Source organism: Xanthomonas sp. NCPPB 1132 (assembly GCF_056629235.1).
Window position 1 is genome coordinate 1,798,018 of the sequence record NZ_CM152819.1, and the last position, 20,967, is coordinate 1,818,984.

At 70.2% G+C, this 20,967-nt stretch carries 21 protein-coding genes; 9 read left to right on the forward strand and 12 right to left on the reverse strand.

What is annotated here, in order from left to right; all coding sequences use genetic code 11:
• Positions 1–279: 279 nt before the first annotated feature.
• The 6 genes from AC1G9L_RS07555 to AC1G9L_RS07580 all read right to left on the reverse strand — a co-directional run bounded on the left by AC1G9L_RS07555 (position 280) and on the right by AC1G9L_RS07580 (position 4,690).
• Positions 280–666, reverse strand: a complete 387-nt coding sequence (locus AC1G9L_RS07555) for a VOC family protein (RefSeq protein WP_019802527.1) — start codon at positions 664–666, stop codon at positions 280–282.
• 174 nt (positions 667–840) lie between these two features.
• Complete coding sequence (locus tag AC1G9L_RS07560; protein WP_481070599.1) at positions 841–1,128, reverse strand: hypothetical protein; 288 nt, start codon at positions 1,126–1,128, stop codon at positions 841–843.
• Entirely contained in the window at positions 1,125–2,066 is a 942-nt protein-coding gene (locus AC1G9L_RS07565; protein ID WP_481070600.1) for a hypothetical protein, read from the reverse strand. Before AC1G9L_RS07565 ends, AC1G9L_RS07560 begins: the two co-directional genes overlap by 4 nt.
• A 265-nt stretch (positions 2,067–2,331) precedes the next feature.
• On the reverse strand, positions 2,332–3,408 hold the full coding sequence (gene hemE, locus AC1G9L_RS07570; protein WP_019802529.1) for a uroporphyrinogen decarboxylase: 1,077 nt from the start codon (positions 3,406–3,408) through the stop codon (positions 2,332–2,334).
• A 10-nt stretch (positions 3,409–3,418) separates the two neighbouring features.
• Complete coding sequence (locus AC1G9L_RS07575) at positions 3,419–3,673, reverse strand: WGR domain-containing protein (protein WP_010344159.1); 255 nt, start codon at positions 3,671–3,673, stop codon at positions 3,419–3,421.
• Between the two features lie 63 nt (positions 3,674–3,736).
• Positions 3,737–4,690, reverse strand: a complete 954-nt coding sequence (locus AC1G9L_RS07580) for a GlxA family transcriptional regulator (RefSeq protein ID WP_481070601.1) — start codon at positions 4,688–4,690, stop codon at positions 3,737–3,739.
• A gap of 91 nt (positions 4,691–4,781) precedes the next feature.
• On the opposite strand from AC1G9L_RS07580, the gene AC1G9L_RS07585 reads away from it, so the two are divergent.
• From AC1G9L_RS07585 to AC1G9L_RS07605, 5 genes are all read left to right on the forward strand, one after another.
• Entirely contained in the window at positions 4,782–5,405 is a 624-nt protein-coding gene (locus tag AC1G9L_RS07585; protein WP_019801434.1) for an isochorismatase family protein, read from the forward strand.
• Positions 5,402–5,725 (forward strand): cupin domain-containing protein, encoded by a 324-nt coding sequence (locus tag AC1G9L_RS07590; protein ID WP_019801435.1) that lies wholly within the window; start codon positions 5,402–5,404, stop codon positions 5,723–5,725. Before AC1G9L_RS07585 ends, AC1G9L_RS07590 begins: the two co-directional genes overlap by 4 nt.
• A gap of 365 nt (positions 5,726–6,090) precedes the next feature.
• Positions 6,091–7,281, forward strand: coding sequence for an efflux RND transporter periplasmic adaptor subunit (locus AC1G9L_RS07595; protein WP_019801436.1), 1,191 nt, complete (start codon positions 6,091–6,093; stop codon positions 7,279–7,281).
• Positions 7,278–10,478 carry an efflux RND transporter permease subunit gene (locus tag AC1G9L_RS07600; RefSeq protein ID WP_481070602.1) on the forward strand — a complete coding sequence of 1,067 codons (3,201 nt, stop codon included), beginning with the start codon at positions 7,278–7,280 and terminating at the stop codon, positions 10,476–10,478. The genes AC1G9L_RS07595 and AC1G9L_RS07600 overlap by 4 nt, the downstream gene beginning before the upstream one ends.
• Entirely contained in the window at positions 10,478–11,923 is a 1,446-nt protein-coding gene (locus AC1G9L_RS07605) for an efflux transporter outer membrane subunit (protein ID WP_481070603.1), read from the forward strand. Before AC1G9L_RS07600 ends, AC1G9L_RS07605 begins: the two co-directional genes overlap by 1 nt.
• Before the next feature lie 69 nt (positions 11,924–11,992).
• Here AC1G9L_RS07605 and AC1G9L_RS07610 read toward each other — a convergent pair whose 3' ends face one another.
• A complete protein-coding gene (locus AC1G9L_RS07610) occupies positions 11,993–13,018 on the reverse strand; it encodes an alpha/beta hydrolase fold domain-containing protein (protein ID WP_019799676.1) in 1,026 nt (341 codons plus the stop codon).
• A 111-nt stretch (positions 13,019–13,129) separates the two neighbouring features.
• On the opposite strand from AC1G9L_RS07610, the gene AC1G9L_RS07615 reads away from it, so the two are divergent.
• Entirely contained in the window at positions 13,130–13,948 is an 819-nt protein-coding gene (locus AC1G9L_RS07615) for a cupin domain-containing protein (RefSeq protein WP_019799675.1), read from the forward strand.
• A gap of 58 nt (positions 13,949–14,006) precedes the next feature.
• Here AC1G9L_RS07615 and aroB read toward each other — a convergent pair whose 3' ends face one another.
• Complete coding sequence (gene aroB, locus AC1G9L_RS07620) at positions 14,007–15,116, reverse strand: 3-dehydroquinate synthase (RefSeq protein ID WP_481070604.1); 1,110 nt, start codon at positions 15,114–15,116, stop codon at positions 14,007–14,009.
• Positions 15,113–15,655, reverse strand: coding sequence for a shikimate kinase (locus AC1G9L_RS07625; RefSeq protein ID WP_010344147.1), 543 nt, complete (start codon positions 15,653–15,655; stop codon positions 15,113–15,115). The genes aroB and AC1G9L_RS07625 overlap by 4 nt, the downstream gene beginning before the upstream one ends.
• Positions 15,656–15,788: 133 nt before the next feature.
• Here AC1G9L_RS07625 and pdxH point away from each other — a divergent pair, with 133 nt between their 5' ends.
• Positions 15,789–16,388, forward strand: coding sequence for a pyridoxamine 5'-phosphate oxidase (gene pdxH, locus AC1G9L_RS07630; protein ID WP_019801171.1), 600 nt, complete (start codon positions 15,789–15,791; stop codon positions 16,386–16,388).
• A 70-nt stretch (positions 16,389–16,458) separates the two neighbouring features.
• On the forward strand, positions 16,459–17,259 hold the full coding sequence (locus AC1G9L_RS07635; protein WP_019801170.1) for an ABC transporter substrate-binding protein: 801 nt from the start codon (positions 16,459–16,461) through the stop codon (positions 17,257–17,259).
• A 147-nt stretch (positions 17,260–17,406) separates the two neighbouring features.
• Here the strand turns inward: AC1G9L_RS07635 and AC1G9L_RS07640 are convergent, their stop codons facing one another.
• Positions 17,407–18,792: an MFS transporter gene (locus AC1G9L_RS07640; protein WP_481070605.1), complete on the reverse strand. Its 1,386-nt coding sequence runs from the start codon at positions 18,790–18,792 to the stop codon at positions 17,407–17,409.
• Positions 18,793–18,893: 101 nt separating this feature from the next.
• Here AC1G9L_RS07640 and soxR point away from each other — a divergent pair, with 101 nt between their 5' ends.
• Positions 18,894–19,331: a redox-sensitive transcriptional activator SoxR gene (gene soxR, locus AC1G9L_RS07645; protein WP_019801955.1), complete on the forward strand. Its 438-nt coding sequence runs from the start codon at positions 18,894–18,896 to the stop codon at positions 19,329–19,331.
• Positions 19,332–19,612: 281 nt separating this feature from the next.
• On the opposite strand, the gene AC1G9L_RS07650 is transcribed toward soxR, so the two are convergent.
• Both AC1G9L_RS07650 and proC read right to left on the reverse strand, forming a co-directional pair.
• Positions 19,613–20,065: a DUF4426 domain-containing protein gene (locus AC1G9L_RS07650; protein ID WP_019801954.1), complete on the reverse strand. Its 453-nt coding sequence runs from the start codon at positions 20,063–20,065 to the stop codon at positions 19,613–19,615.
• Between the two features lie 14 nt (positions 20,066–20,079).
• Positions 20,080–20,925, reverse strand: a complete 846-nt coding sequence (gene proC, locus AC1G9L_RS07655) for a pyrroline-5-carboxylate reductase (protein WP_481070606.1) — start codon at positions 20,923–20,925, stop codon at positions 20,080–20,082.
• Positions 20,926–20,967: the final 42 nt, after the last annotated feature.

Below are 20,967 nucleotides of genomic sequence, written 5' to 3' on the forward strand. Positions count from 1 at the left end.
GCGTCGCCGTGTCGTGCAGTTGCGCGCGTGAGGCGTTTGCCGTCTAGTCGGCGCTCAGAGATGACGCTGAAAGGGCGACATCCGCTACCCGGTAGCCGGTATTGCGCCCACCAAGCGTGCACCGCGGTTGCCATTGCACTGTGGGAGGGACTTCAGTCCCGACAGGCATTACCGTGAAAGCCCGTCGGGACTGAAGACCCTTCTACAAGAAAATCGCCACTTCTTTCATCAGTTCGCGTGACAGCGATTCTATTCAGGAGTCGATGCTTCCGGGGGCCGTCAGGCCGCGGTGTCGGCGGCGAGCGGCGGCGCCTGCAGCGCCACGCAGTTGCCTTCGCAATCCTCGATTTCCGCGACCTCGCCGAAAACGTCGACCAAGGTCGGCGGATACAGCACGCGGCCTCCGGCGGCGACTGCTTTGTCGGGCGTGGCGCGGATGTCCTGCATCGTGAAGTAAAGGCGCGCGCAAGCGTGGCCAGGCGTGTAGCTGTCGCCCTGGGCGAGCGCGCCGCTGGCGCCCGGACGGTCCGGCGCGTAAGGGAAGAACGCCATCGCGTTGCCGTCCACGTCCGCACGTTCGAACGTGGGCCCGAACACGGCGCCGTAGAAGGCGATGGCGCGCTCCAGGTCGGCGACCGGGATTTCGAAGTAGATGACAGGGTTCATGCGGATGGCGGGGCGGAGGGGCTGCAGTGCCGCGCCATCGGCGTCGTGGCTGGTCCGGCGCGCGCGTGGGACGCTTCAGAGCGCCGTAACGACAGTGGACGTGTTCTACGAGTGCGATAGCGGACAGCCTCGCTGCCACGGATGGACCTGTGGCAGCGGGGCCGCGTTCCTGCGCTACAGGCGCACCAACAACGTAACTACTCCACTGATGAGCGCCAGCAGACTAGTAAGCAACAAGAAAGTGGAATACCCGTAATTGACGAACGGTCTGCGCTTCTGCAGGGACCTGTAGTAGAAGATGACGCCAGTGGCATACACAGCAATCATGCCGCCATATAACAAGGCTGCTCGCCAATCCAGATCGTTTGTCGATTGCCACCCGATCGATGCCAGGCCGATGGCGAAAAACAATAACAGGAACGAGCGGACGAGAGGAGTGTTACCGACGGGGATGGTATTCATCGGGTCAGGGGCTGTATGGTGCAATACGTGCCGGAAGGGGTAGAGGAGCATCCGATTATAAATCCTTGGTTTACTGGGGCGCCTGCTGGTGTATTCCACTTTACGCCAAGCGAGCCCAGGTGATCCGTCATTTCGCCTCCCGTTGTTACTCCCGAGACGGTGTCTGGATAGGCGTAGTTTGTACTTCCTCCGAGGCCGCCGCCCGCATCAACCACGTTTTCAGGTATGCGGTTTCCTGCAGCGTCATGTGCCGAGCCCTTTAGATAGGTATATGCTCTGGTATTGAAGTCCCAGCCGACCTGAAAATAAGATCCATCAGGAAGCTGGATGTTGTTTACTATTGTGAAGGGGGTTTTTAGGCCGGTGACCGCTGCGAAATTTGTAAGGGTTGAGAGGGCTGTGCGGATTCTGTCGTGGGCCCAATAGAAAGGTCCGAGGTTGTTGTAGCTGAAGTTTATATTGATCACGGCCTCTCGATAGGCTGGTGTGGTCACCGCATCGAATGCCGTCATTTTGCGAGTCGTCTCGCTTGCTGTTCTAAATTCTGATCGCGCTGAAGCGGTGGGGATGTCAAAGTCGGATGCGATGGTGGACCGTATATCCGTACTTCCGGTGGAATCGTAAAGTTCTAGCCCGTAGTTCAGTAGTTGCGAGTCTTCGGGTGTCAGTGGAATCACTGTAACGGAAATTTTGCTTGCAAATGAAATGCTATTTTTTTGGATGTGCGCATATGGAGTGGTTATGCCCTGCGTGAGGTAATGTGTCAGCTTGCGATTGGTGAAATCCCAAAAGTAGTGATGTCCATTGCCGAGATCCTGCGCTTGAAATCTAAGCGCTTGGTTCGAGCATCCGTTGCATACGGATGCAGTATCATCTGCTTTTGCCAAAAACGAACATGCGAAGAGGAGTGAAAATAATCCTGCGAGTATTTTTTTCATAAAAATCGTCCTTGATTTTTCGATAAGACCGCATGCTGGGCATGCGGTGCGATGCGGCGTGCTTGTAAAGCAATGCCCTCGCTGCGAAGGGGTGATAGAACGTCCTTGATGCTGTTCAAAGTTACAATCTTCAGGTCTTGCGCGGGTAGACAATGCGCAGACTTGGGCATTCGCCTCCGCGACGCATAATGCGGCAGTCTGACCCTGGGCAGGCAGGTGCAATATTCGCCAGCGGCTCAGCGGCGGCTACCGCTGGCCATATGGCTTACCCCGGTACGTGGCGCCGACTATGCCGCTGCACCGCCTCCACCAGCGCGCCGACATGCTCGGGCTGCATGTCCGGCGACAGGCCATGGCCGAGATTGAACACATGTCCGTCCAGCGAACCGCCGTTGCCGTCGGCATAGCTGCGCAGCACGCGCTGCACTTCGCGGTCGATCGCCTCCGGCGCGCCGTACAGCATCGCCGGGTCCAGGTTGCCCTGCAGGGCGACGCGGCCGCCGGTGCGGCGCGCGGCGTTGGCCAGGTCGATGGTCCAGTCCACGCCCACGCCTTCCGCACCGGAGCCGGCCAGCTCTTCCAGGTAGGGCGCATTGCCCTTGCCGAACAGGATCAGCGGGGTGCGCTCGGCGCCGTCGCCGCGCGCCAGTTCGCGGGCGATGCGCTGCAGGTAGGGCAGGGAGAACTCGCGGTACATCGCCGGGCTCAGCACGCCGCCCCAGGTGTCGAACACCTGCAGCGCCTGCGCGCCGGCCGCGCGCTGCGCCGCCAGGTAGGCGATCACCGCGTCGGTGTTGACCGACAGCAGCGCGTGCAGCGCCGCGGGGTCGTTCAGCGCCAGCGCCTTGATTCGCGCGTAGTTGTCGCTGCCGCCGCCCTCGACCATGTAGCAGGCCAGGGTCCAGGGGCTGCCGGAGAAGCCGATCAGCGGCACGCTGCCGTCCAGTTCGCGGCGGATCACCCGCACCGCGTCCATCACGTAGCGCAGCTCGGTCTCCATGTCCGGCACGCCGAGCCGGGCGATCGCCGCGGCGTCGCGCACGGGGTGGCGGAACTTGGGGCCTTCGCCTTCGACGAAGTACAGCTCCAGGCCCATCGCATCGGGAATGGTGAGGATGTCCGAGAACAGGATCGCCGCGTCCAGCGGGAACCGCGCCAGCGGCTGCAGGGTCACCTCGCAGGCCAGTTCCGGGGTCTTGGCCATGGCCAGGAAGCTGCCGGCGCGGGCGCGGGTGGCGCGGTACTCGGGCAGGTAGCGCCCGGCCTGGCGCATCAGCCACACGGGGGTCTGGTCCACGGGCTCGCGGCGCAGCGCGCGCAGCAGGCGGTCGTTCTTGAGCATGGGGGATTCCTTAGCGCGGCGCGTCGGCGCCACGGGTGAACATGACCTGGAAGCCGCGCTTGAGCTGGGCGTCGCGGGCTTTCTCGAAGGCGGCGTTGGCGTCTTCCTGCTGCAGATAGAGCTCGCGCCGCAGCTGCGCGCGGCCACCGATCTGGCCGCTCTCGCGCAACAGTTCCCAGCCGCCGAGCAGGTCCGGCTGCAGGGTCAGCTGCAGGTAGCGTGGCGGCTCGTTGCCGTCGGGGCGTTGCTGGAGGAAGACGCGCATGCGCCGATTGTAGCGGGTGCCGGTGCAGGCGACGTGGCCCGGTCGGCGGAACGCAGCGGCCGCTCAGCCGGCACGGAAGCCGCGGCGATACGCCGACGGCGGCAACCCCAGATCGCGCGTGAACTGCAGGCGCAGCGCGCCGGCGCTGCCGAAGCCGCAGTCGGCGGCGATGCGCTCCAGTGGCAGGTCGGTGCGCTCCAGCAACTGCTGGGCGCGCACCAGCCGCTGGTGCGCCAGCCACTGCACCACAGTGGTCCCGGTCACCTGGCGGAACTGCCGGGTGAAGCTGCGCCGGCTCATCCGCGCGTGCGCGGCCAGCGCATCCAGCCGTTGCGGCTGGTCCAGGCGCTGCAGCATCCAGTCCAGGGTCGGGCCCAACTGGGCGTCGCGGCGGCTGGCCGGCAGCGGTTGTTCGATGTACTGCGCCTGCCCGCCCTGGCGATGTGGCGCCACCACCAGGCGCCGGGCGATGCGGTTGGCGACGTCGGCGCCGTGGCGGCGCCGCACCAGGTGCAGGCAGCAATCGATGCCGGCCACGGTGCCGGCCGAGGTCAGCACGTCGCCGTCGTCCACGTACAGCACGTCCGGTTGCAGCCGCACCTGCGGATGGCGCTGCGCGAAGCGCGCCAGCGCCGCCCAGTGGGTGGTGGCGGGGCGGCCGTCGAGCAGGCCGGCATCGGCCAGCACGAAGGTGCCCAGGCACAGCCCCACCACCTGCGCGCCGGCGGCGTGGGCGCGGCGCAGCGCCTGGCACAGCGCCGCCGGTGCCGGCTCGGTGGCATCGCGCCAGGACGGCACGATCACCGTGTCGGCGCCCTCCAGCGCCTTCAGGCCGTGCTGCACCTGGATGGCGAAGCCGGCGTCGGTGCGCAGCGGGCCTGGGTCGGCCGCACAGACCCGCAGGTCGAAGGCCGGCAGGTCGGTGTCCGGCCGCGCCTCGAACACCTGGCAGGGCACCGCCAGGTGGAAGGGGCTGATGCGGTCGAAGGCGACCACAGCGATGCGATGCGGCGACATGGCCCGATTTTAGCGAAAACGGTGTTTCGGGCCACTCGTCGGCGCAGGTGCGGCCGCCGACACTGGATGCCCCTCGCCTCGGAGCCACCGCATGTCCTCTCCCCGCCGCGCCCTGCTGGTCATCGATGTCCAGAACGAGTATTTCGATGGCGCGCTGCCCATCGCCCATCCGCCGGTGGCGCAATCGCTGCCCAACATCCTGCAGGCGATGGATGTCGCGCAGGCGCACGGCGTGCCGGTGCTGGTGGTGCAGCACACCGCGCCGGCGCAGGCGCCGGTGTTCGCCGACGGCAGCGCCGGTTGGGCGTTGCACCCGCAGGTCGCCGCGCGGCCGCATGCGCGTCTGCTGCGCAAGGCCCGGCCCAGCGTGTTCGCCGATACTGACCTGGCCGACTGGCTGCAGCAGCACGCGATCGACACGCTGACCGTGGCCGGCTACATGACCCACAACTGCAATGCCTCCACCGTGTATGAGGCCTTCCATCGCGGGCTGGCGGTGGAAGTGCTGGGCGACGCCAGCGGCGCGCTGCCTTACGCCAACGCCGCCGGCCAGGCCAGCGCCGAGGAGATCCACCGGGTGTTCGGGGTGGTGTTCCACAGCAACTTCGCCGCGGCCGCCGACACCGCACAGTGGATCGCGACGGTGCAGGCAGGGCAGTCGCTGCCGCGCGACAGCGTGCTGCAGTCCAACCGCCGCGCGCGGGGTCTGGCATGAGCGCCGCGCCGCGGGTGCTGCGGGCGCGCGAGTTCACCGGCAGCCGCGCCTGGGAGGCGCTGCCGGTGGCGCTGCTGGACGGCGTCGGCGTGCGCATTCACTGGACCGACCAGCCCTATGTCTGGCATGTCAACGACGGTCAGGAGGTGTTCGTGGTGCTGGATGGACAGGTGCAGATGCGCTGGCGCGTGCACGGCGTCGAACAGGCCGCGCTGCTGCAGGCCGGCGATGTGTTCCATGCGCCGGAGGGTACCGAGCACGTGGCGCACCCGCAGGGCGCGGCGCGGGTGCTGGTGGTGGAGCGCGACGGCAGTCCGTGAGCGTTCGGGCGCACCCCTGGCCGGCGTGCGCTGCGGTCCTTGTCCACACGGTGGGCGGAGACGTGGGTCCGTCGATGACGTGTGCACAGCGCGGCGCACACCGCGCCTAATCATGTGCGCTCTATCACGGAGCCATCACTGTCGATCTGGCCTCATTGGGACAGGCTATGCCGCTGCGTGCGCACAGAGATCCTGGTGTCACGGCATCGCCAATCACCACGAGTGCGGACGCGGCCGGCATGCGAAGCCAGAGCGATGGGCGGTTCCCTGGGCAGCACCCAAACGTCGGCGCGGAACGCGATCACGCCGCGCGCCACGTTGCCATCCACGATGACAGTGCGGCGCCGCGCACAACACGCCGGCGTGTGGCGAAGTATGCGACGGCGTACGCTGCGCGCGGCCTGGGCCGGGTCGCACTGCTGGCCGGCCTCGTCGCAGTGAGCCTGCTGATCCTCGGCGTGTGGGTTTGGCGCGCACATCGCCAGCAACCCGCGCCGGCGCCCGAACCCTTGCGCGTGCAGACCATGACCGTCGCGCAGCACCGGGTGCCGGACATCATCGAGACCTCGGGCACCCTGCTGTCGCCACAGACCGTGGAGGTGCGCGCGCAGGCCGACGGGGTGCTGCAGTCGGTGCTGATCCATGACGGCGAACAGGTCCACGCCGGGCAACTGCTGTTCACCATCGACCCGCGGCCGCTGCGGACGGCGTTGGCGCAGGCACGCGCCACCCTGGCCCGCGACCAGGCGCTGGCGGCGGATGCGGCCGATACCGAGGCGCGCTATGCCAAGCTGTCCAGGACCGGCGCGGTCGATCCCAAGACCTACACCACCGCGGCCGACACGCTGCGCTCGCTGCGCGGCACCGTCGCCGCCGACCAGGCGCAGGTCGAGCAGACGCAGCTGTCGCTGGCCTACACCCAGGTCCGCGCGCCCATCGACGGCCGCGCCGGTGCCATCGCGGTCAAGCCGGGCAACCTGGTGTCCAGCGGGTCCAGCACCGCCCTGGTGACGCTCAACGTCAGCACCCCGATCGAGGTGCGCTTCGCGCTGGCGCATGTGCAGGTCGATGCCGTGCGCGCCGCGCCGCTGGGGCACCAGGGCCTGGGGCTGCCGGTGCTGGCGCTGGATGCGGTGAGCGGCACGCTGCTCGATCGCGGCAAGGTAGCGTTTCTCGATAACGCCTTCGACACCAGCAGCGGCACGCTGGAGCCGCGTGCACGCTTCGCCAACGCCGGCGCCACGTTGTGGCCGGGGCAGTTCGTCACCGTACGGGTGATCCTGGCAGAGGACCCGCAGGCGCTGTCGGTGCCCGAGAGCGCCCTGCAGCAGGGACAGCAGGGGCCGTACGTGTACTGCGTGGTCGATGGCCACGCCGCGGCGCGGCCGCTCACCGTGGCGCGGATGGTCGACGGGCAGGCGGTGATCGCCAAGGGCCTGCGCGCGGGCGACCGCGTCATCCTCACCGTGCCCAACGAACTGCGCGACGGCAGCGCCGTGCAATCCGGCAACCCGCACGCCACGCCGAACGCGGCGGCGACCGGACGGCCTGCGTGAACCTGTCGGCGCTGTTCATCCGCCGCGCGGTGATGACCTCGGTGCTGATGATCGGGCTGGTGCTGGCCGGCGGCATGGCCTACTTCGCGCTGCCGGTGAGCGAGCTGCCCGACGTCAGCTTCCCGACCATCACTGTCAACATGTCGCTGCCCGGCGCCAATCCCGAGACCATGGCCGCGGCGGTGGCGACGCCGCTGGAACGGCAGTTCAGCGGCCTGCCCGGGCTGGACACGATGAGCTCGACCAGCAGCGTCGGCAGCACCCGCATCGTGTTGCAGTTCGCGTTGAGCCGCAATGTCGATGCCGCCGCGCAGGACGTGCAGAACGCGGTGTCGCAGGCGGCCGGCCTGCTGCCGCGCGAGATCAATCCGGCGCAGATCCAGAAGGAGGATCCCAGCGCCGCGCCGATCATGCACCTGATCCTGCGCTCCAGGACCATCGCGCTGCCGCTGCTCAACCAGTTCGCCAAGGACCGCGTGGCGCTGCGCCTGGCCTCGGTGCCGGGCGCCGGCCAGATCGACGTCAACGGCGCGCAGAAGTACGCGGTGCGCCTGTTCGTCAATCCGCATCTGCTCGCCGCCCGCCACCTGGGTTTCGACCAGGTGGTGTCGGCGGTGCAGGCGGGCAACAGCAACGCGCCGGCCGGCACGCTGATGGGGCGCGCGCGGTCCTACACCGTGCGCGCCGACGGGCAGCTCAAGCGCGCGGCCGATTTCGACGCCATGGTGCTGAGCTATGCGGACGGTGCGCCGGTGCGCCTGCGCGACGTCGGCCATGCCGAGGACAGCGTCGAGAACCTGCAGACCGCGGCCTCGCTCAACGGCCAGCGCGCGATCGAGATCAACATCCACCGTCAGCCGGGCGCCAACACGCTGTCGGTGACCCAGGGCATCCAGGCGGCGCTGCCGGGGATTCGCGCGCAGTTGCCCGGCGACGCCCAGCTCGACGTGCTCTACGACCGCGGCGACTACATCGGCGCCTCGGTGGAGGACGTGGAGTGGACCCTGGTCGGCTCGCTGGTGCTGGTGATCGTGGTGATCCTGCTGTTCCTGCGCAACTGGATGGCGACCCTGATCGTGGCGCTGGTGCTGCCGACCTCGCTGATCGGCACCTTCGCGGTGATGCGCCTGCTGCACTTCAGTCTGGACAACATCTCGATGCTGGCGCTGACCCTGTCGGTCGGCTTCGTCGTCGACGATGCCATCGTGGTCATCGAGAACATCGTCCGCCACGCCGAGCAGGGCGCCAGTCGGATGGACGCGGCCATCGCCGCCTCGCGCGAGATCGGCTTCACCGTGCTGTCGATGACGGTGTCGCTGTCGGCGGTGTTCCTGCCGATCGTGTTCATGGGCGGGCTGGTCGGGCGGCTGTTCTCCGAGTTCGGCATGGTGATCGCGATCGCGGTGATCCTGTCCGGCATCGTCTCGCTGACCCTCACCCCGATGCTCGCCAGCCGCTGGCTGGACCCGAAGAAGAGCACGGGCTGGGTGTTCGAGCGCTTCGACCGGCTGGTCGACGCCAGCGAACGCGGCTACGCGCGCTCGCTGGCCTGGGCGACCGAGCGCATCGGTCTGATGTGCGTCATCGGCGTGGCCACCCTGGTCGGCACCGCCGGCGTCTATGCCGTGGTCGAGAAGGGCTTCATCCCGCAGGTGGATTCGGGAAAGATCGACGGCGACACCCGCGTGCCGGAGGGCACCGCCTTCGCCGACTTCGTCGCCAAGCAGGCGGCGGTGGTGAAGATCATCCAGCGCAATCCCAACGTGGCCAACGTCGAATCGGTGATCGGTTCGGACAACTCGCTCAGCAACAGCGGGCGCCTGCTGATCGGGCTCAAGCCGCTGTCCGAGCGCAGCGGCAGCGCCGAGGAGGTGATCCAGGACGTGCGCAAGCAGGTCGCCGCAATCCAGGGCATCACCCTCAACATGCGCAATCCGCCGGCGATCGACATGGGGCCGACCGCCTCGAACGGATCGCTGCAGTACGTGCTGCAGTCCACCGACCAGAAGGCGCTGTACGCCCAGTCCGACACCATCCTGCAGCGCCTGCGGCAACTGCGCGACGTGCAGGATCCGCAGAGCGACCTGCAACTCAAGAACCCGGAGATCGAGGTGGTGCTGCACCGCGAGCAGGCCGCCGCGCTGGGGGTCACCGCCGCCGGCCTGCAGGACACCCTGGCCAGCGCCTACGGCGGCCGCAAGATCAGCACCATCTACGGCGACACCGATCAGTACGAAGTGCTGCTGCAGGTCGATCCCGCGGCGCAGGCCGACCTCAACGGCCTGGATGCGCTGTCGTTCAACGGCAACCAGAATCCCGGCATCACCGCGATCGGCACGCAGACCTCCAACAGCAGTTCCGGCACCAGTGCGGTGCTGACCGCCGCCGGCGGCCCGATGGTGCCGCTGCGCGCGGTGGCCGACGTGCGCATGGGCGTGGGGCCGGTGGCGATCAACCATTACGCCGGCCTGCCGGCGGTGACCCTGTCGATGAACCTGGCGCCGGGCGTGTCGCTGGGCGAGGCCGCCGCCGGCATCGGCAACCTGATGGCGCAGACCCTGGGCAAGGACGACGCCCGCGCCATCAGCGGCCAGTTCGCCGGCTCGGCGCAGGCCTTCGAGAATTCGATGAAGACGCTGCCGATGCTGCTGCTGATCACCGTGCTGCTGATCTATGGCGTGCTGGCGATCCTGTACGAGAACGCGCTGCACCCGATCACCATCCTGACCTCGCTGCCGCTGGCCGGGTTCGGCGCCATCCTCATGCTGGTGCTGTTCCGCCAGGAGCTCAATCTCTTCAGCTTCGTCGGCCTGATCCTGCTGGTCGGGCTGGTCAAGAAGAACGGCATCATGATGGTGGACTACGCGCTGGACCTGGAGCGCTCGGGCGAGGAACGCTGGCAGCAGCCGCGTGCGGCGATGCTGGAAGCGGCCACGGTGCGCTTCCGCCCGATCATGATGACCACCCTGGCAGCGGTGCTGGGGTCGTTGCCGATCGCGCTGGGTTTCGGCGCCGGCGCTGAGGCGCGGCGCCCGCTCGGCATCGCGGTGGTCGGCGGCCTGCTGTTCTCGCAGGCGTTGACCCTGTACCTGACGCCGGCCTTCCACATCGCGATGGCCGAGTGGCTGGCGCGCCGCCGCGCACGTCGCAACGGCGCCGCGCCGCCGTCGGCGCCGACGCGGCCGGAGCCGGCCTGATGCGCGCGCTCGCGCTTGGCGCCGCGTGCCTGCTGTCGGCGTGCAGCCTGACGCCGGCCTACGTGCGTCCCGCCGCACCGATCCCGCCGTCGTGGCCGGTGGGCGACGCCTACCTGGCGCAGCACGAGGCCACGCTGCCGTCGCTGAGCTACCGGCAGGTGTTCGCCGACCCGCGGCTGCAGGCGCTGATCGCGCAGGCGCTGGACCACAACCGCGACCTGCGGATCGCGCTTGCCGACATCGCCCAGGCGCGCGCGCAGTACCGGATTCAGCGCGCGGCGCTGCTGCCGGAGGTGGGGACCAGCGCGACCTACACGCGCTCCTACCGCGGCAAGGGCGCGGCGCCGGCCAACGACGCGACCCAGGGCGGCAACGCAGCGGCCGCGCCGGCTGCCGGTTATGCCAGCAACTACGACCTGGGCGTAGGCGTCACCGCCTTCGAACTCGACCTGTTCGGCCGTCTGCACGCGCTGAGCACGGCCGCGCAGCAGCGCTACCTGGAACAGGAAGCCGCGGCCCGGGCCACGCGCCTGACCCTGGTCGGCGACATCGCCACAACCTGGCTGACCTACGCCAGCGACCGCAGCCTGCTGACGCTCGCGCAGGACACCGAACGCAGCGCCGGCGCCAGCGTGGCGCTGACCGCACAGCGGGTGGATGGCGGCATCGTGCCGCACTCGGACCTGGACCAGGCCAACCAGGTACTGCATGCCGCGCAGGCCGACCTGGCTGCGCAGACCACGGCGCTGGCGCAGGACGTCAATGCGCTGCAGTTGCTGGTGGGCGCTCCGGTCGATCCGGCGCTGTTGCCGGCCTCGATCGAGGAGGTCGCGGCCAGCATCGGCGATCCGCCGGCCGGCCTGGACACCAGCGTGCTGCTGCGTCGGCCCGACGTGGTGCAGGCCGAATACGAACTGCGCGCGGTCAATGCCCAGATCGGTGCGGCGCGCGCGGCGTTGTTTCCCAGCATCAGCCTGAGCGGCCTGCTGGGCCTGACCAGCACCGCGCTGTCGCAGCTGTTCACCCACGACGCGCGCACCGCATCGGTGGGCGCCGGCGTCGCCTACACCGTGTTCGATGGCGGCGCGGCGCGCGCCAATGTGCGCTACACCGAGGCGCAGCGCGATGCCGCGGTAGCCGGCTACGAAAAGACCGTGCAGACCGCCTTCAGTGAAGTGGCCGATGCCCTGGCCCGGCGCGGCACCATCGATGCGCAGGTGCAGGCGCAGCGCGCGCTCCTCGCCGATGCCGCCAACACCTACGACGCCAGCGCACAGCGCTACCGCGAGGGCGTGGAAAGCGCGCTGTCCAACCTGGATGCGCAGCGCAGCTACTACGCCGCGCAGCGCAGTCTGGTTGCGGTGGAACTGACCGCGGCCACCAATCGGGTGACGCTGTATCGCACCCTGGGCGGGGATGCCTCGCTGGAGCGCACCCAGCCCTGAGTGCGTTGGATGCGAGTGGGCGGCACGCTGCAGCCGGGAGCGCTGCAGGGCGTGCCGCCCAACGTGCGCTTACTTCAAGTGCTCGCGCAGGCCGTCGCCCGCCTGCTGAATCGCGGTCCGCACCGCAGGCACGTCGCGCAGGGCATTGAGCAGGCCGAAGTCATGGATCAGCCCGTTGTAGCGAGTCACCGTGACCGTCACGCCGGCCTGGTCCAGCTTGCGACCGAAGGCTTCGCCCTCGTCGCGCAGCACGTCCAGTTCGGCGGTCTGGATCAGCGTCGGCGGCAAGCCGGCCAGCTGCGTCGGGGTGGCGCGCAGCGGCGAGGCGGTGATCTCGGCGCGGGCCCTGGGGTCGGTGGTGTAGTTGTCCCAGAACCAGGTCATCATGTTGCGGGTGAGGAAGTAGCCGCTCTGGAACTGCTGGTACGAGCCATCGTCGAAGCGGGCATCGGTCACCGGCCACAGCATCAGGTCGTAGCGCAGCGCCGGCGTCCCCGCGGCCTTGGCCTGCAGCGCCACCGCCGCGACCATGTTGCCGCCGACGCTGTTGCCCGCCAGCGCCAGGCGCTTGCCGTCCACGCCGATCTGCGCGCCGTGCTCGGCGACCCAGCGGGTGGCGGCATAGGCCTGGTGGATGGCGACCGGGTATTGCGCTTCCGGCGACGGCGTGTAGTCCACATAGACGGCCACCGCGCCGGAGGCGTTGACCAGGTCGCGGATCAGGCGTTCGTGGGTCGGGAAGTCGCCCAGCACCCAGCCGCCGCCGTGGAAGAACATGAAGGCCGGCAACACCTGGCCGCCCGTGTGCGGCGGCCGCACGATCACCAGGTTCAGCGGCTTGCCGTCGGCCTGGATGGTGGTGCGGCTGACCTCGGCCGGCGGCAACGGCGTATTGGCCTGGGCGTCGCGCAGCACCTGCCGCGCCTGCGCCGGCGTGAGCTGCTCGATCGGCTTGCCGCCGCTGCCGTTGAGCGCATCGAGGAACGTCGCGACCGGGCGCAGCGGCGCGGGCTGGTCGGCCGGCGTCGCGGCGGTGGCGGTGCCGATCGCACCGGCCAGCAGCGAGGTGGCGAGCAAGGGAAGCAGGGTCTTCATGGCGGTTTCCTGGGGCATGCCGGGCGGTGTGCCGGCGACACGAGTGACTTTGCGCGTCAAGGCGATACGATAGGTGGCGAATCGTCCATAAAACTTTCCCTGGAGTCCTAAATGGCCGACCGCCTGGCCGCCTTGCTGACCCACTTCTCGGTCAGCGCCGAGGTCTTCCACGCTGGCACGCTGTGCGGGCTGCACCGGCTCGACGACGGCGACCGCGGGCAACTGCACCTGCTGCGCCAGGGCAGCGTGGTCGTCCACAACGGTGACGGGAACGTGCTGCGGATCGACCGGCCGAGCCTGCTGCTGTACCCGCAGGCCATGCCGCACCGCTTCGAGACCGATGCGCAACGCGGCGCGGATTTCGCCTGCGCGCACCTGCGCTTCAGTGGCGGCGCGGCCAATCCGCTGGTGCGCGCCCTGCCGGCCTGCATCTGCCTGCCGCTGGACGCGCTGCGCCAGGGTGAGACGCTGCTGCACCTGCTGTTCGAGGAAGCGTTCGCGCAACATTGCGGGCGCCAGGCGGTATTGAATCGCTTGTTCGAGGTGGTGCTGGTGCACGTGATCCGCGAACTGATGGAGCAGGGGCTCACCGACGGCGGCATGCTCGCCGGCATGGCCGATGCGCGGCTGCGGCTGGCGTTGACCGGTATCCACGACGCCCCGGCGCAGCCGTGGACGCTGGAGAGCCTGGCCGCGCGTGCCGGCATGTCGCGCAGTGCGTTCGCGCGCAGTTTTCGCGAGACGCTCGGGGGCACGCCGGGCCAATATTTGCAGGACTGGCGCATCGCCCTGGTGCAGCGCGGCCTGCGCGAGGGACGGCCACTGAAGCAGCTTGCCGACGAGGTGGGTTACGGCAGCGAGGCCGCGGTGTCGCGTGTGTTCAAGGCGCAGGTCGGGCAGACCCCGCGCGCGTGGCGGCAGGCACGCTGAGCGGGGGCAGTCGCGGCTAGCCGGGCGCGCGCGGACACGCGCCCGGCGGCCTGCGCGCTCAGCCGGCGGCCAGCACCGCCAGCACTTCGGCCTCGTCCACGTCGGGCACGATCTCGGCGTGGCCGATGCCGCGCCACAGCACCAGCCGCAGGCGGCCGGCCAGGTTCTTCTTGTCCAGGCGCATGCGCGCCAGCAACGCCTGCGGCGCCAGCCCGGCCGGCAGCGCGGTGGGCAGGCCGAAGTCCTGCAGCAGCGCGCGCAGTTTCTCCGTATCCTGCGCGCTGGCCATGCCCAGCCGGGCCGACAGTTCCGCGGCCAGCACCATGCCCACCGCCACCGCTTCGCCGTGGTTGAGGTTGGCGTTGTCCGGGGCGCCGTAGCCCTGTTCGGTCTCGATGGCGTGGCCGAAGGTGTGGCCGAGGTTGAGCAGGGCGCGCTCGCCTTTTTCCAGCGGATCGCGGGCGACGATCTCGGCCTTGTGCTCGCAGCTGCGCGCGATCGCCTGCGCCAGCGCCGCCGGCTCGCCGGCCAGCAGTGCGCGGCGTTCGGCATGCAGCCATTCGAAGAACAGCGGGTCGCGGATGGCGCCGTACTTGATCACCTCGGCCAGGCCGGCGCGCAGTTCGCGCGGTGGCAGGCTGCGCAGCGTGGCGGTGTCGGCCAGCACCGCGCGCGGCGGATGGAAGGCGCCGACCAGGTTCTTGCCCTGCGGGATGTCCACCGCGGTCTTGCCGCCGACCGAGGAATCGACCATCGCCAGCAGCGTGGTCGGCAGCTGCACGCAGTCCACGCCGCGCATCCAGCAGGCGGCGGCAAACCCGGCCAGGTCGCCGACCACGCCGCCGCCCAGCGCCAGCACGCAGGCGTCGCGGGTGGCGCCCAGCGCGGCCAGCGCGGCGATCGCCGCGGCGAAGTTGTCCAGGGTCTTGGAGGCCTCGCCGGCGGGAATCACGAACTCGCCGATCTGCAACTCGGGGCGTGTCGCCAGCAGCGCGCTGCGGACCTGCGCGGCGTACAGCGGCGCCACTTGGCTATCGCTGAGCAGCAACACGTGGCGGCCGCGCACCTGCGCGGCGAGGGCGGCGCCGTCGTCGAGCAGGCCGGGGCCGATGCGGATGGTGTAGGCCGGGTCGCCAGCGACCTCGACCGTGCGCGATGGTGCGGTCATGCAGTGGGTTCCGGAAGTTTCCACGACGCGGCCAGGCGCACGACCAGTTGCGCGGTGGCCTCGGCCGGGGTGAGGTGGTCGGTGTCCAGGATCAGGTCAGCGACCTCGCGGTACAACGGTTCGCGCACCGCGTGCAGGTCGCGCAGCACCTGCTCGCGGTCGCCACGCTGCAGCAGCGGGCGGCTGCGGTCGCGGTGCAGGCGCTGCAGTTGCGCGGCCACGCCGACCCGCAGGTACACCACGAAGCCGTGCTCGCGCATCTCGCGGCGGCTGTCGGCGTTGAGCACGGCGCCGCCGCCGGTGGAGATCAGGTGGCCGGGCGTGCTCAGGATGCTTTCCAGCACCGCGCGCTCGTGTTCGCGGAAGCCGGCTTCGCCGGCGTGCTCGAACAGCGATGCGATGCTGGCGCCGGTGCGCTCGACGATGGTCTGGTCGCTGTCGACGAAAACCAGACCGAAGCGCTCGGCCAGGCGGCGACCGATGACGCTCTTGCCGGCGCCCATCGGGCCGACCAGCACCAGGTTGGGGGCGGGATTCATCCGCCGATGCTAGCAGACACCGATGCCGCCCCGCGCGCCGCGCAGGCGCGTGCGCAGGGCCTCGCGCGGCGAAGCGTGCGTCGCGCGGTGCATGGCGCGACAATGGCGCATCGTCCGCCGAGTGCCTGTCGCCATGCCCGATCTCTACGCCGAAGCCCTGTCCACGTTCGCCGACCTGTTCGCCGAGGCGCGCACCAGCGACGAGGCCGAATACAACGCCATGGTCGTGTCCTCGGCCACGCTGGAGGCGCGCCCGTCGTCGCGGGTGGTGCTGCTGAAGGCCTACGACACGCGCGGTTTCGTGTTCTACACCCACCTGGACAGCCAAAAGGGTCGCGAGCTGCAGGCCAATCCGCAGGCCTCGCTGCTGTTCCTGTGGCGGCGCATGCGCGAGGACGGGGTGCAGGTGCGCATCGACGGCGAGGTGCAACTGGTCGCCGCGGCCGAAGCCGACGCCTATTTCGCATCGCGCCCGCGCATGAGCCAGATCGGCGCCTGGGCCTCGGCGCAGTCGCGCACGCTGGCCTCGCGCGAGGAATTCGAGGAACGCGTGGCCAAGGCCGAGGCCACCTTCGAGGGCCGCGAGGTGCCGCGCCCGGACGGCTGGGGCGGGTTCCGCGTGGTGCCGCGCAGCTTCGAGTTCTGGTACGGCGCCAAGTACCGCCTGCACGAGCGCTGGCGCTACGAGGCCGACGCAGCCGGCCACTGGAGCAAGCGGATGCTGTTCCCGTGAGGGGGGCAGGCCCGGCCTGCCGCGCCGCTGCCGCCGCGGTCGACCCGTGCCCGCACGAGGCGCGCTGAGCATGGGCCCGCAGCGCATCGTCTGCCTGACCGAAGAGCCGACCGAAACGCTGTACGCGCTCGGCGAACAACAGCGCATCGTCGGCATCAGCGGCTTCACCGTGCGTCCGCCACAGGCGCGCCGCGACAAACCCAAGGTCAGCGCCTTCACCAGCGCCAAGATCGGCGAGATCCTGAAGCTGCAGCCGGACCTGGCGATCGGTTTCTCCGACATCCAGGCCGACATCGCTGCCGAATTGGTGCGGCACGGGGTGGAGGTGTGGATCGCCAACCATCGCAGCGTCGACGGCATCCTCGACTACGTGCGCCGGCTCGGCGCGCTGGTCGGCGCCGGGCCGCGCGCTGATGCCTACGCCGATGAGCTGCAACGCGGCCTCGACGCCATCGCCGCACAGGCCGCCACCTTGACGCGGCGGCCGCGCGTGTACCTGGAGGAATGGGACGAGCCCATCATCACCGGCATCCGCTGGGTGGCCGAACTGGTGGGCATCGCCGGCGGCCAGGACGTGTTCCCGGAACTGTCGGTGCAGCCGCTGGCCAAGGCGCGGATCCTGGCCAATGGCGACGAGGTGGTGCGGCGCGCGCCGGACATCATTCTCGGCTCCTGGTGCGGCAAGCGCTTCCGCCCCGAGCGCGTCGCCGCGCGGCCGGGCTGGTCGGCGATTCCGGCGGTGCGCGACGGGCAACTGTTCGAGATCAAGTCGCCGCTGATCCTGCAGCCGGGGCCGGCCGCGCTCACCGACGGCGTGCGCGCCATCGCCGACATCATCCAGGCCTGGGCCAGGGGCGTGGGCGCGCGCTAGGGCGGGGCTGCCTGCCAGGCCGCAGTCGAAGCGGTCGCGATGCGTCCGTGGCCGCGGCATCGTGTGTCGCGGAAGAACGGCCGCTTCGCATCCTCTTGCGATGCGCCCGTCACGACGACGCGGCGGCGACCGGGCGCGATGATGCCTCTAGCCAGACGCCGGCTGGGTACGGCCGGCGATGCCCAGGCCGAGCAGGGCCATGAGCGCGGCGACGGCGAAGGTCGACAGGTAGGCCACGGCCGCCGAGTACGCCAGCAGCGCGGCGAACAGCGAGCCGCCGACGGCCAGCGTGGTCGCCACCGCGATCGCCTCGCTCAACTGCAACGCCGAACTGTTGCGGCCCTGCCGCGCCGGCGGCGACAGGGTCAGGGTCAGCACCGCCAGGGTCGGGTAGATCAGGCCCATGCCCAGGCCGGTGGCGGTCCAGCCGCCGATCGCCAGCGCGGCGGGTACCGCCGGCAGCAGTGCCAGCGTGGTGGCCGCGATGCCCAAGGCCATCAGCGCGGCACCCAGGCGCAGCCGCCGCAGCCGGGTCGCGTCGCGGCCGTAGTGGCCCTGGTACCAGGAGCCGGCGAACCAGCCCAGCGCACCGGCGCTCAGCGCCACGCCCGCCCACACCGGCGACAGCCCGCGTTCGCGCGACAGCAGCAGCGGCAGGAACGCCTCGCAGCCGAAGAATGCCGACCCGGCGATGCCACGCAGCGCGATCACGCTGGGCAGGCCGCGCGCGGCGCGTAGCGTGCCCGCAGGCAGCAGCCGCCAGGTGCAAAGCACCAGCAGCGCCAATGCCGATGGCAACAGCAGTGCCGCCCACAGCCCGCGTTGCTGGCCACCCAGGTAGAGCAGGCAGACACCGGCCGCCGCGCCCAGCGACCACAGCCGCGACGCGCCGCTGCTGCCGTCCGCGCTGGCGGCGGGCGGCAGGCGCCGCAATGCCGGCCACAGCAGCGCCGCCGCCGGCAGCGCCAGCAGCGGCACCGCCAGGAACACCCAGCGCCAGCCGGCGTGTTCGACGATCAGCCCGCTGATGCTGGGGCCGATCAGCGACGGCACCACCCAGCCGGCGGAGAACGCGGCGAACATGCGCGGGCGGATCGCCTGCGGATACAGCCGCGCGACCAGCACGTACAGCACCACCGAGATCGCGCCGGCGCCCAGGCCCTGCACCAGCCGGCCGGCCAGCAGGACGTCCATCGACGGAGCGAAGCCGGCCAGCAGCAGGCCGCAGACGAAGCAGGCCAGGCCGGCCCACAGCGGCGCCGCCGGCCCGTGCAGGTCGCTCCAGCGCCCGGCCACGGTCATGCCGATCACGCTGGTGGCCAGCGTGCCGCCGAAGGCCAGCGCGTACAGCCGCAAGCCATCCAGTTCGCGCGCCACGGTCGGCATTGCCGCGGCCACCGCCAGCGCCTCGAAGGCGATCAGCGACACCAGTGCGACCATGCCGATGGTGGTGGCGCGGTAGGCCGGCGCCAGCACGGATCCGGCAACGACGGGGGCGGACGGGGCAGCGGCGGTGGTGCTGTGGTCTTGCATCGGGATACCTGGAAAAGCGGTTGGACGGCTGCCGGTGGCGACTTGCGTGGGCGCCTGCAGGCCATGCAGCATGCAACCTCAACCGGACTCGAGGTCAAGCGATGCAGGAAGAACTGAGCGTGGGGCAGGTCGCCGCGCGCAGCGGCGTGGCCGTGTCGGCGCTGCATTTCTACGAGAGCAAGGGCCTGATCCGCAGCATGCGCACCGTCGGCAACCAGCGCCGCTACACCCGCGACGTGCTGCGCCGGCTGGCGGTGATCCGCGTGGCGCAACGCGTCGGCGTGCCGCTGGACAGCGTCAAGGCCGCCTTCGCGCAGTTGCCCGACGCGCGCACCCCGACCCGCGCCGAGTGGGCACGGATGTCGGCGGTGTGGCGCGAGGAACTGGACGCACGCATCCTGCAGCTGACCCGCCTGCGCCACCAGCTCACCGACTGCATCGGCTGCGGCTGCCTGTCGCTGCGCCGCTGCCGGCTGAGCAACCCGGCCGACACCCTGGCCGCGTACGGCGACGGCCCGCAGCGCTGGGCGGAGGAGTGATCGCTGCGTCTGCGCGCAGCAGCCGCGCGCAATGCCGCCACGTCCACCGTTACCGCGTCGGGACTGAAGTCCCTCCCACAATGGACCGCGCTCGCTGTGCGTCGGTCGGTCTGTCCAGCTTTCCGTAGGAGCGGCTTCAGCCGCGACGGGCGTCGCGATAACGCGACGGTACCGCTATGTCGAACCCAGACGCTGTGGAAGGGACTTCAGCCCCGACGCGACGCCGGTGGATGTCGTGGCATTGCCGCTTGTGTGGCCTGCGGAGCGTGGACGGACACGCGCTAGAAATTGCGGGTGAACCGCACCGTGCCGCTGCCGTCGGCGCTGCGCACCTGCACCACGAAGCGCAACTGGTCGTGGGCGCTGCTGCGCACGGTGCCGACGTAGTCGGTGTAGGCGTCGGTGCGGACCGCGCGCAGCGCCACCGGCTGGCGCTGGCCGCTGAGGTCGGTCGCCACCGCCTCCACCGTGCCCACCGCCGGCGCTTCCTCGCCACCGTGCAGGGTACGCAGCGCGATCATCACCAGGGCGGTGTCGGCTTCGCGGGCGATGCCGTAGCGGCGCGCGACGTCTTCGCTCATCGCCAATGTGGGCAAGGCGTTGTAGTGCACGCGCAGCGCGCCGAAATCGGCCTGCGCCGGGGTGGCGGCGAGCAGCGTCGCCGGACGTGGGGTGTCCTGGTCCGAGCAGGCGGCCAGGGCCAGGCACAGCAGGGCAGCGGGCAGGACACGCATCGGCGTTCTCCGGATCAGTCGTCGTTGGCGGCGGACAGGGCACGGCCGCGCGCGGCCGCCGCGGCGATCGCGGCCGCGGTCAGCGCCTCGAAGCCGCCGTGCTGGAAGGTCTCGATCGCGGCCTGGGTGGTGCCGTTGGGCGAGGTCACCCGGCGGCGCAGTTCGCTCGGCGCCTCGCCGGACTCGGTGAGCATGCGCGCCGCGCCCAGCACGGTCTGCAGGGTCAGGGTGCGGGCGGTGTCGGCGGGCAGGCCCTGGGCGATGCCCGCCGCTTCCATCGCCTCGGCGAGCAGGAACACGTAGGCAGGCCCGCTGCCGGAGACCGCGGTGACCGCATCGATCAGCGCTTCGTCCTCGACCCACACGGTGACGCCGGCGGCGGCCAGCACGCGCTCGGCGTGGGCGCGCTGGCCGGCATCGACGCCGGCGCTGGCGAACAGGCCGGTGACGCCGGCGCCGAGCAGGGCAGGGGTGTTGGGCATCGCGCGGACCAGGGCGTGGCCGCCGCCGAGCCAGCGGTCCAGTTGCGCGGTGGTGATGCCGGCGGCGATGGACACCAGCAGCGGCCGCTGCGCCTGCGCCAGCGTGGCCAGTCCGGTGCAGACCCCGCGCAGCACCTGCGGCTTGACTGCGAACATCCACAGCGCCGCGCCGTCGGCGGCCTCGGCCGCGGAGGCGACCGCGTGGACGCCGTACTCGGCGGCCAGCGCCTCGCGCAGCGCCGCCACCGGCTCGGCCACGCGGATGCGGTGCGGATCGGTGCCTTGCCGGACCAGCCCGGCGATCAGGCTGCGCGCCATGTTGCCGCCGCCGATGAAGGCGATATCGGCCGCGTGGGAATCGGGGGAAGCGGAAGCCATGTGCGCACCGTCGCGAAGAGGGAGCGCCATGGTAGCGGCTGC

Coding starts and splice junctions, on each gene's coding strand:
- AC1G9L_RS07605 (WP_481070603.1), top strand. CDS start 10,478: ATGCGCGCGCTCGCGCTTGGCGCCGCGTGCCTGCTGTCGGCGTGCAGC.
- pdxH (WP_019801171.1), top strand. CDS start 15,789: ATGCCCGATCTCTACGCCGAAGCCCTGTCCACGTTCGCCGACCTGTTC.
- AC1G9L_RS07580 (WP_481070601.1), bottom strand. CDS start 4,690: ATGTCGCCGCATCGCATCGCTGTGGTCGCCTTCGACCGCATCAGCCCC.
- proC (WP_481070606.1), bottom strand. CDS start 20,925: ATGGCTTCCGCTTCCCCCGATTCCCACGCGGCCGATATCGCCTTCATC.
- AC1G9L_RS07615 (WP_019799675.1), top strand. CDS start 13,130: ATGGCCGACCGCCTGGCCGCCTTGCTGACCCACTTCTCGGTCAGCGCC.
- AC1G9L_RS07635 (WP_019801170.1), top strand. CDS start 16,459: ATGGGCCCGCAGCGCATCGTCTGCCTGACCGAAGAGCCGACCGAAACG.
- AC1G9L_RS07575 (WP_010344159.1), bottom strand. CDS start 3,673: ATGCGCGTCTTCCTCCAGCAACGCCCCGACGGCAACGAGCCGCCACGC.
- AC1G9L_RS07585 (WP_019801434.1), top strand. CDS start 4,782: ATGTCCTCTCCCCGCCGCGCCCTGCTGGTCATCGATGTCCAGAACGAG.
- soxR (WP_019801955.1), top strand. CDS start 18,894: ATGCAGGAAGAACTGAGCGTGGGGCAGGTCGCCGCGCGCAGCGGCGTG.
- AC1G9L_RS07650 (WP_019801954.1), bottom strand. CDS start 20,065: ATGCGTGTCCTGCCCGCTGCCCTGCTGTGCCTGGCCCTGGCCGCCTGC.
- AC1G9L_RS07640 (WP_481070605.1), bottom strand. CDS start 18,792: ATGCAAGACCACAGCACCACCGCCGCTGCCCCGTCCGCCCCCGTCGTT.
- AC1G9L_RS07625 (WP_010344147.1), bottom strand. CDS start 15,655: ATGAATCCCGCCCCCAACCTGGTGCTGGTCGGCCCGATGGGCGCCGGC.
- AC1G9L_RS07560 (WP_481070599.1), bottom strand. CDS start 1,128: ATGAATACCATCCCCGTCGGTAACACTCCTCTCGTCCGCTCGTTCCTG.
- AC1G9L_RS07590 (WP_019801435.1), top strand. CDS start 5,402: ATGAGCGCCGCGCCGCGGGTGCTGCGGGCGCGCGAGTTCACCGGCAGC.
- AC1G9L_RS07610 (WP_019799676.1), bottom strand. CDS start 13,018: ATGAAGACCCTGCTTCCCTTGCTCGCCACCTCGCTGCTGGCCGGTGCG.
- hemE (WP_019802529.1), bottom strand. CDS start 3,408: ATGCTCAAGAACGACCGCCTGCTGCGCGCGCTGCGCCGCGAGCCCGTG.
- AC1G9L_RS07565 (WP_481070600.1), bottom strand. CDS start 2,066: ATGAAAAAAATACTCGCAGGATTATTTTCACTCCTCTTCGCATGTTCG.
- AC1G9L_RS07555 (WP_019802527.1), bottom strand. CDS start 666: ATGAACCCTGTCATCTACTTCGAAATCCCGGTCGCCGACCTGGAGCGC.
- aroB (WP_481070604.1), bottom strand. CDS start 15,116: ATGACCGCACCATCGCGCACGGTCGAGGTCGCTGGCGACCCGGCCTAC.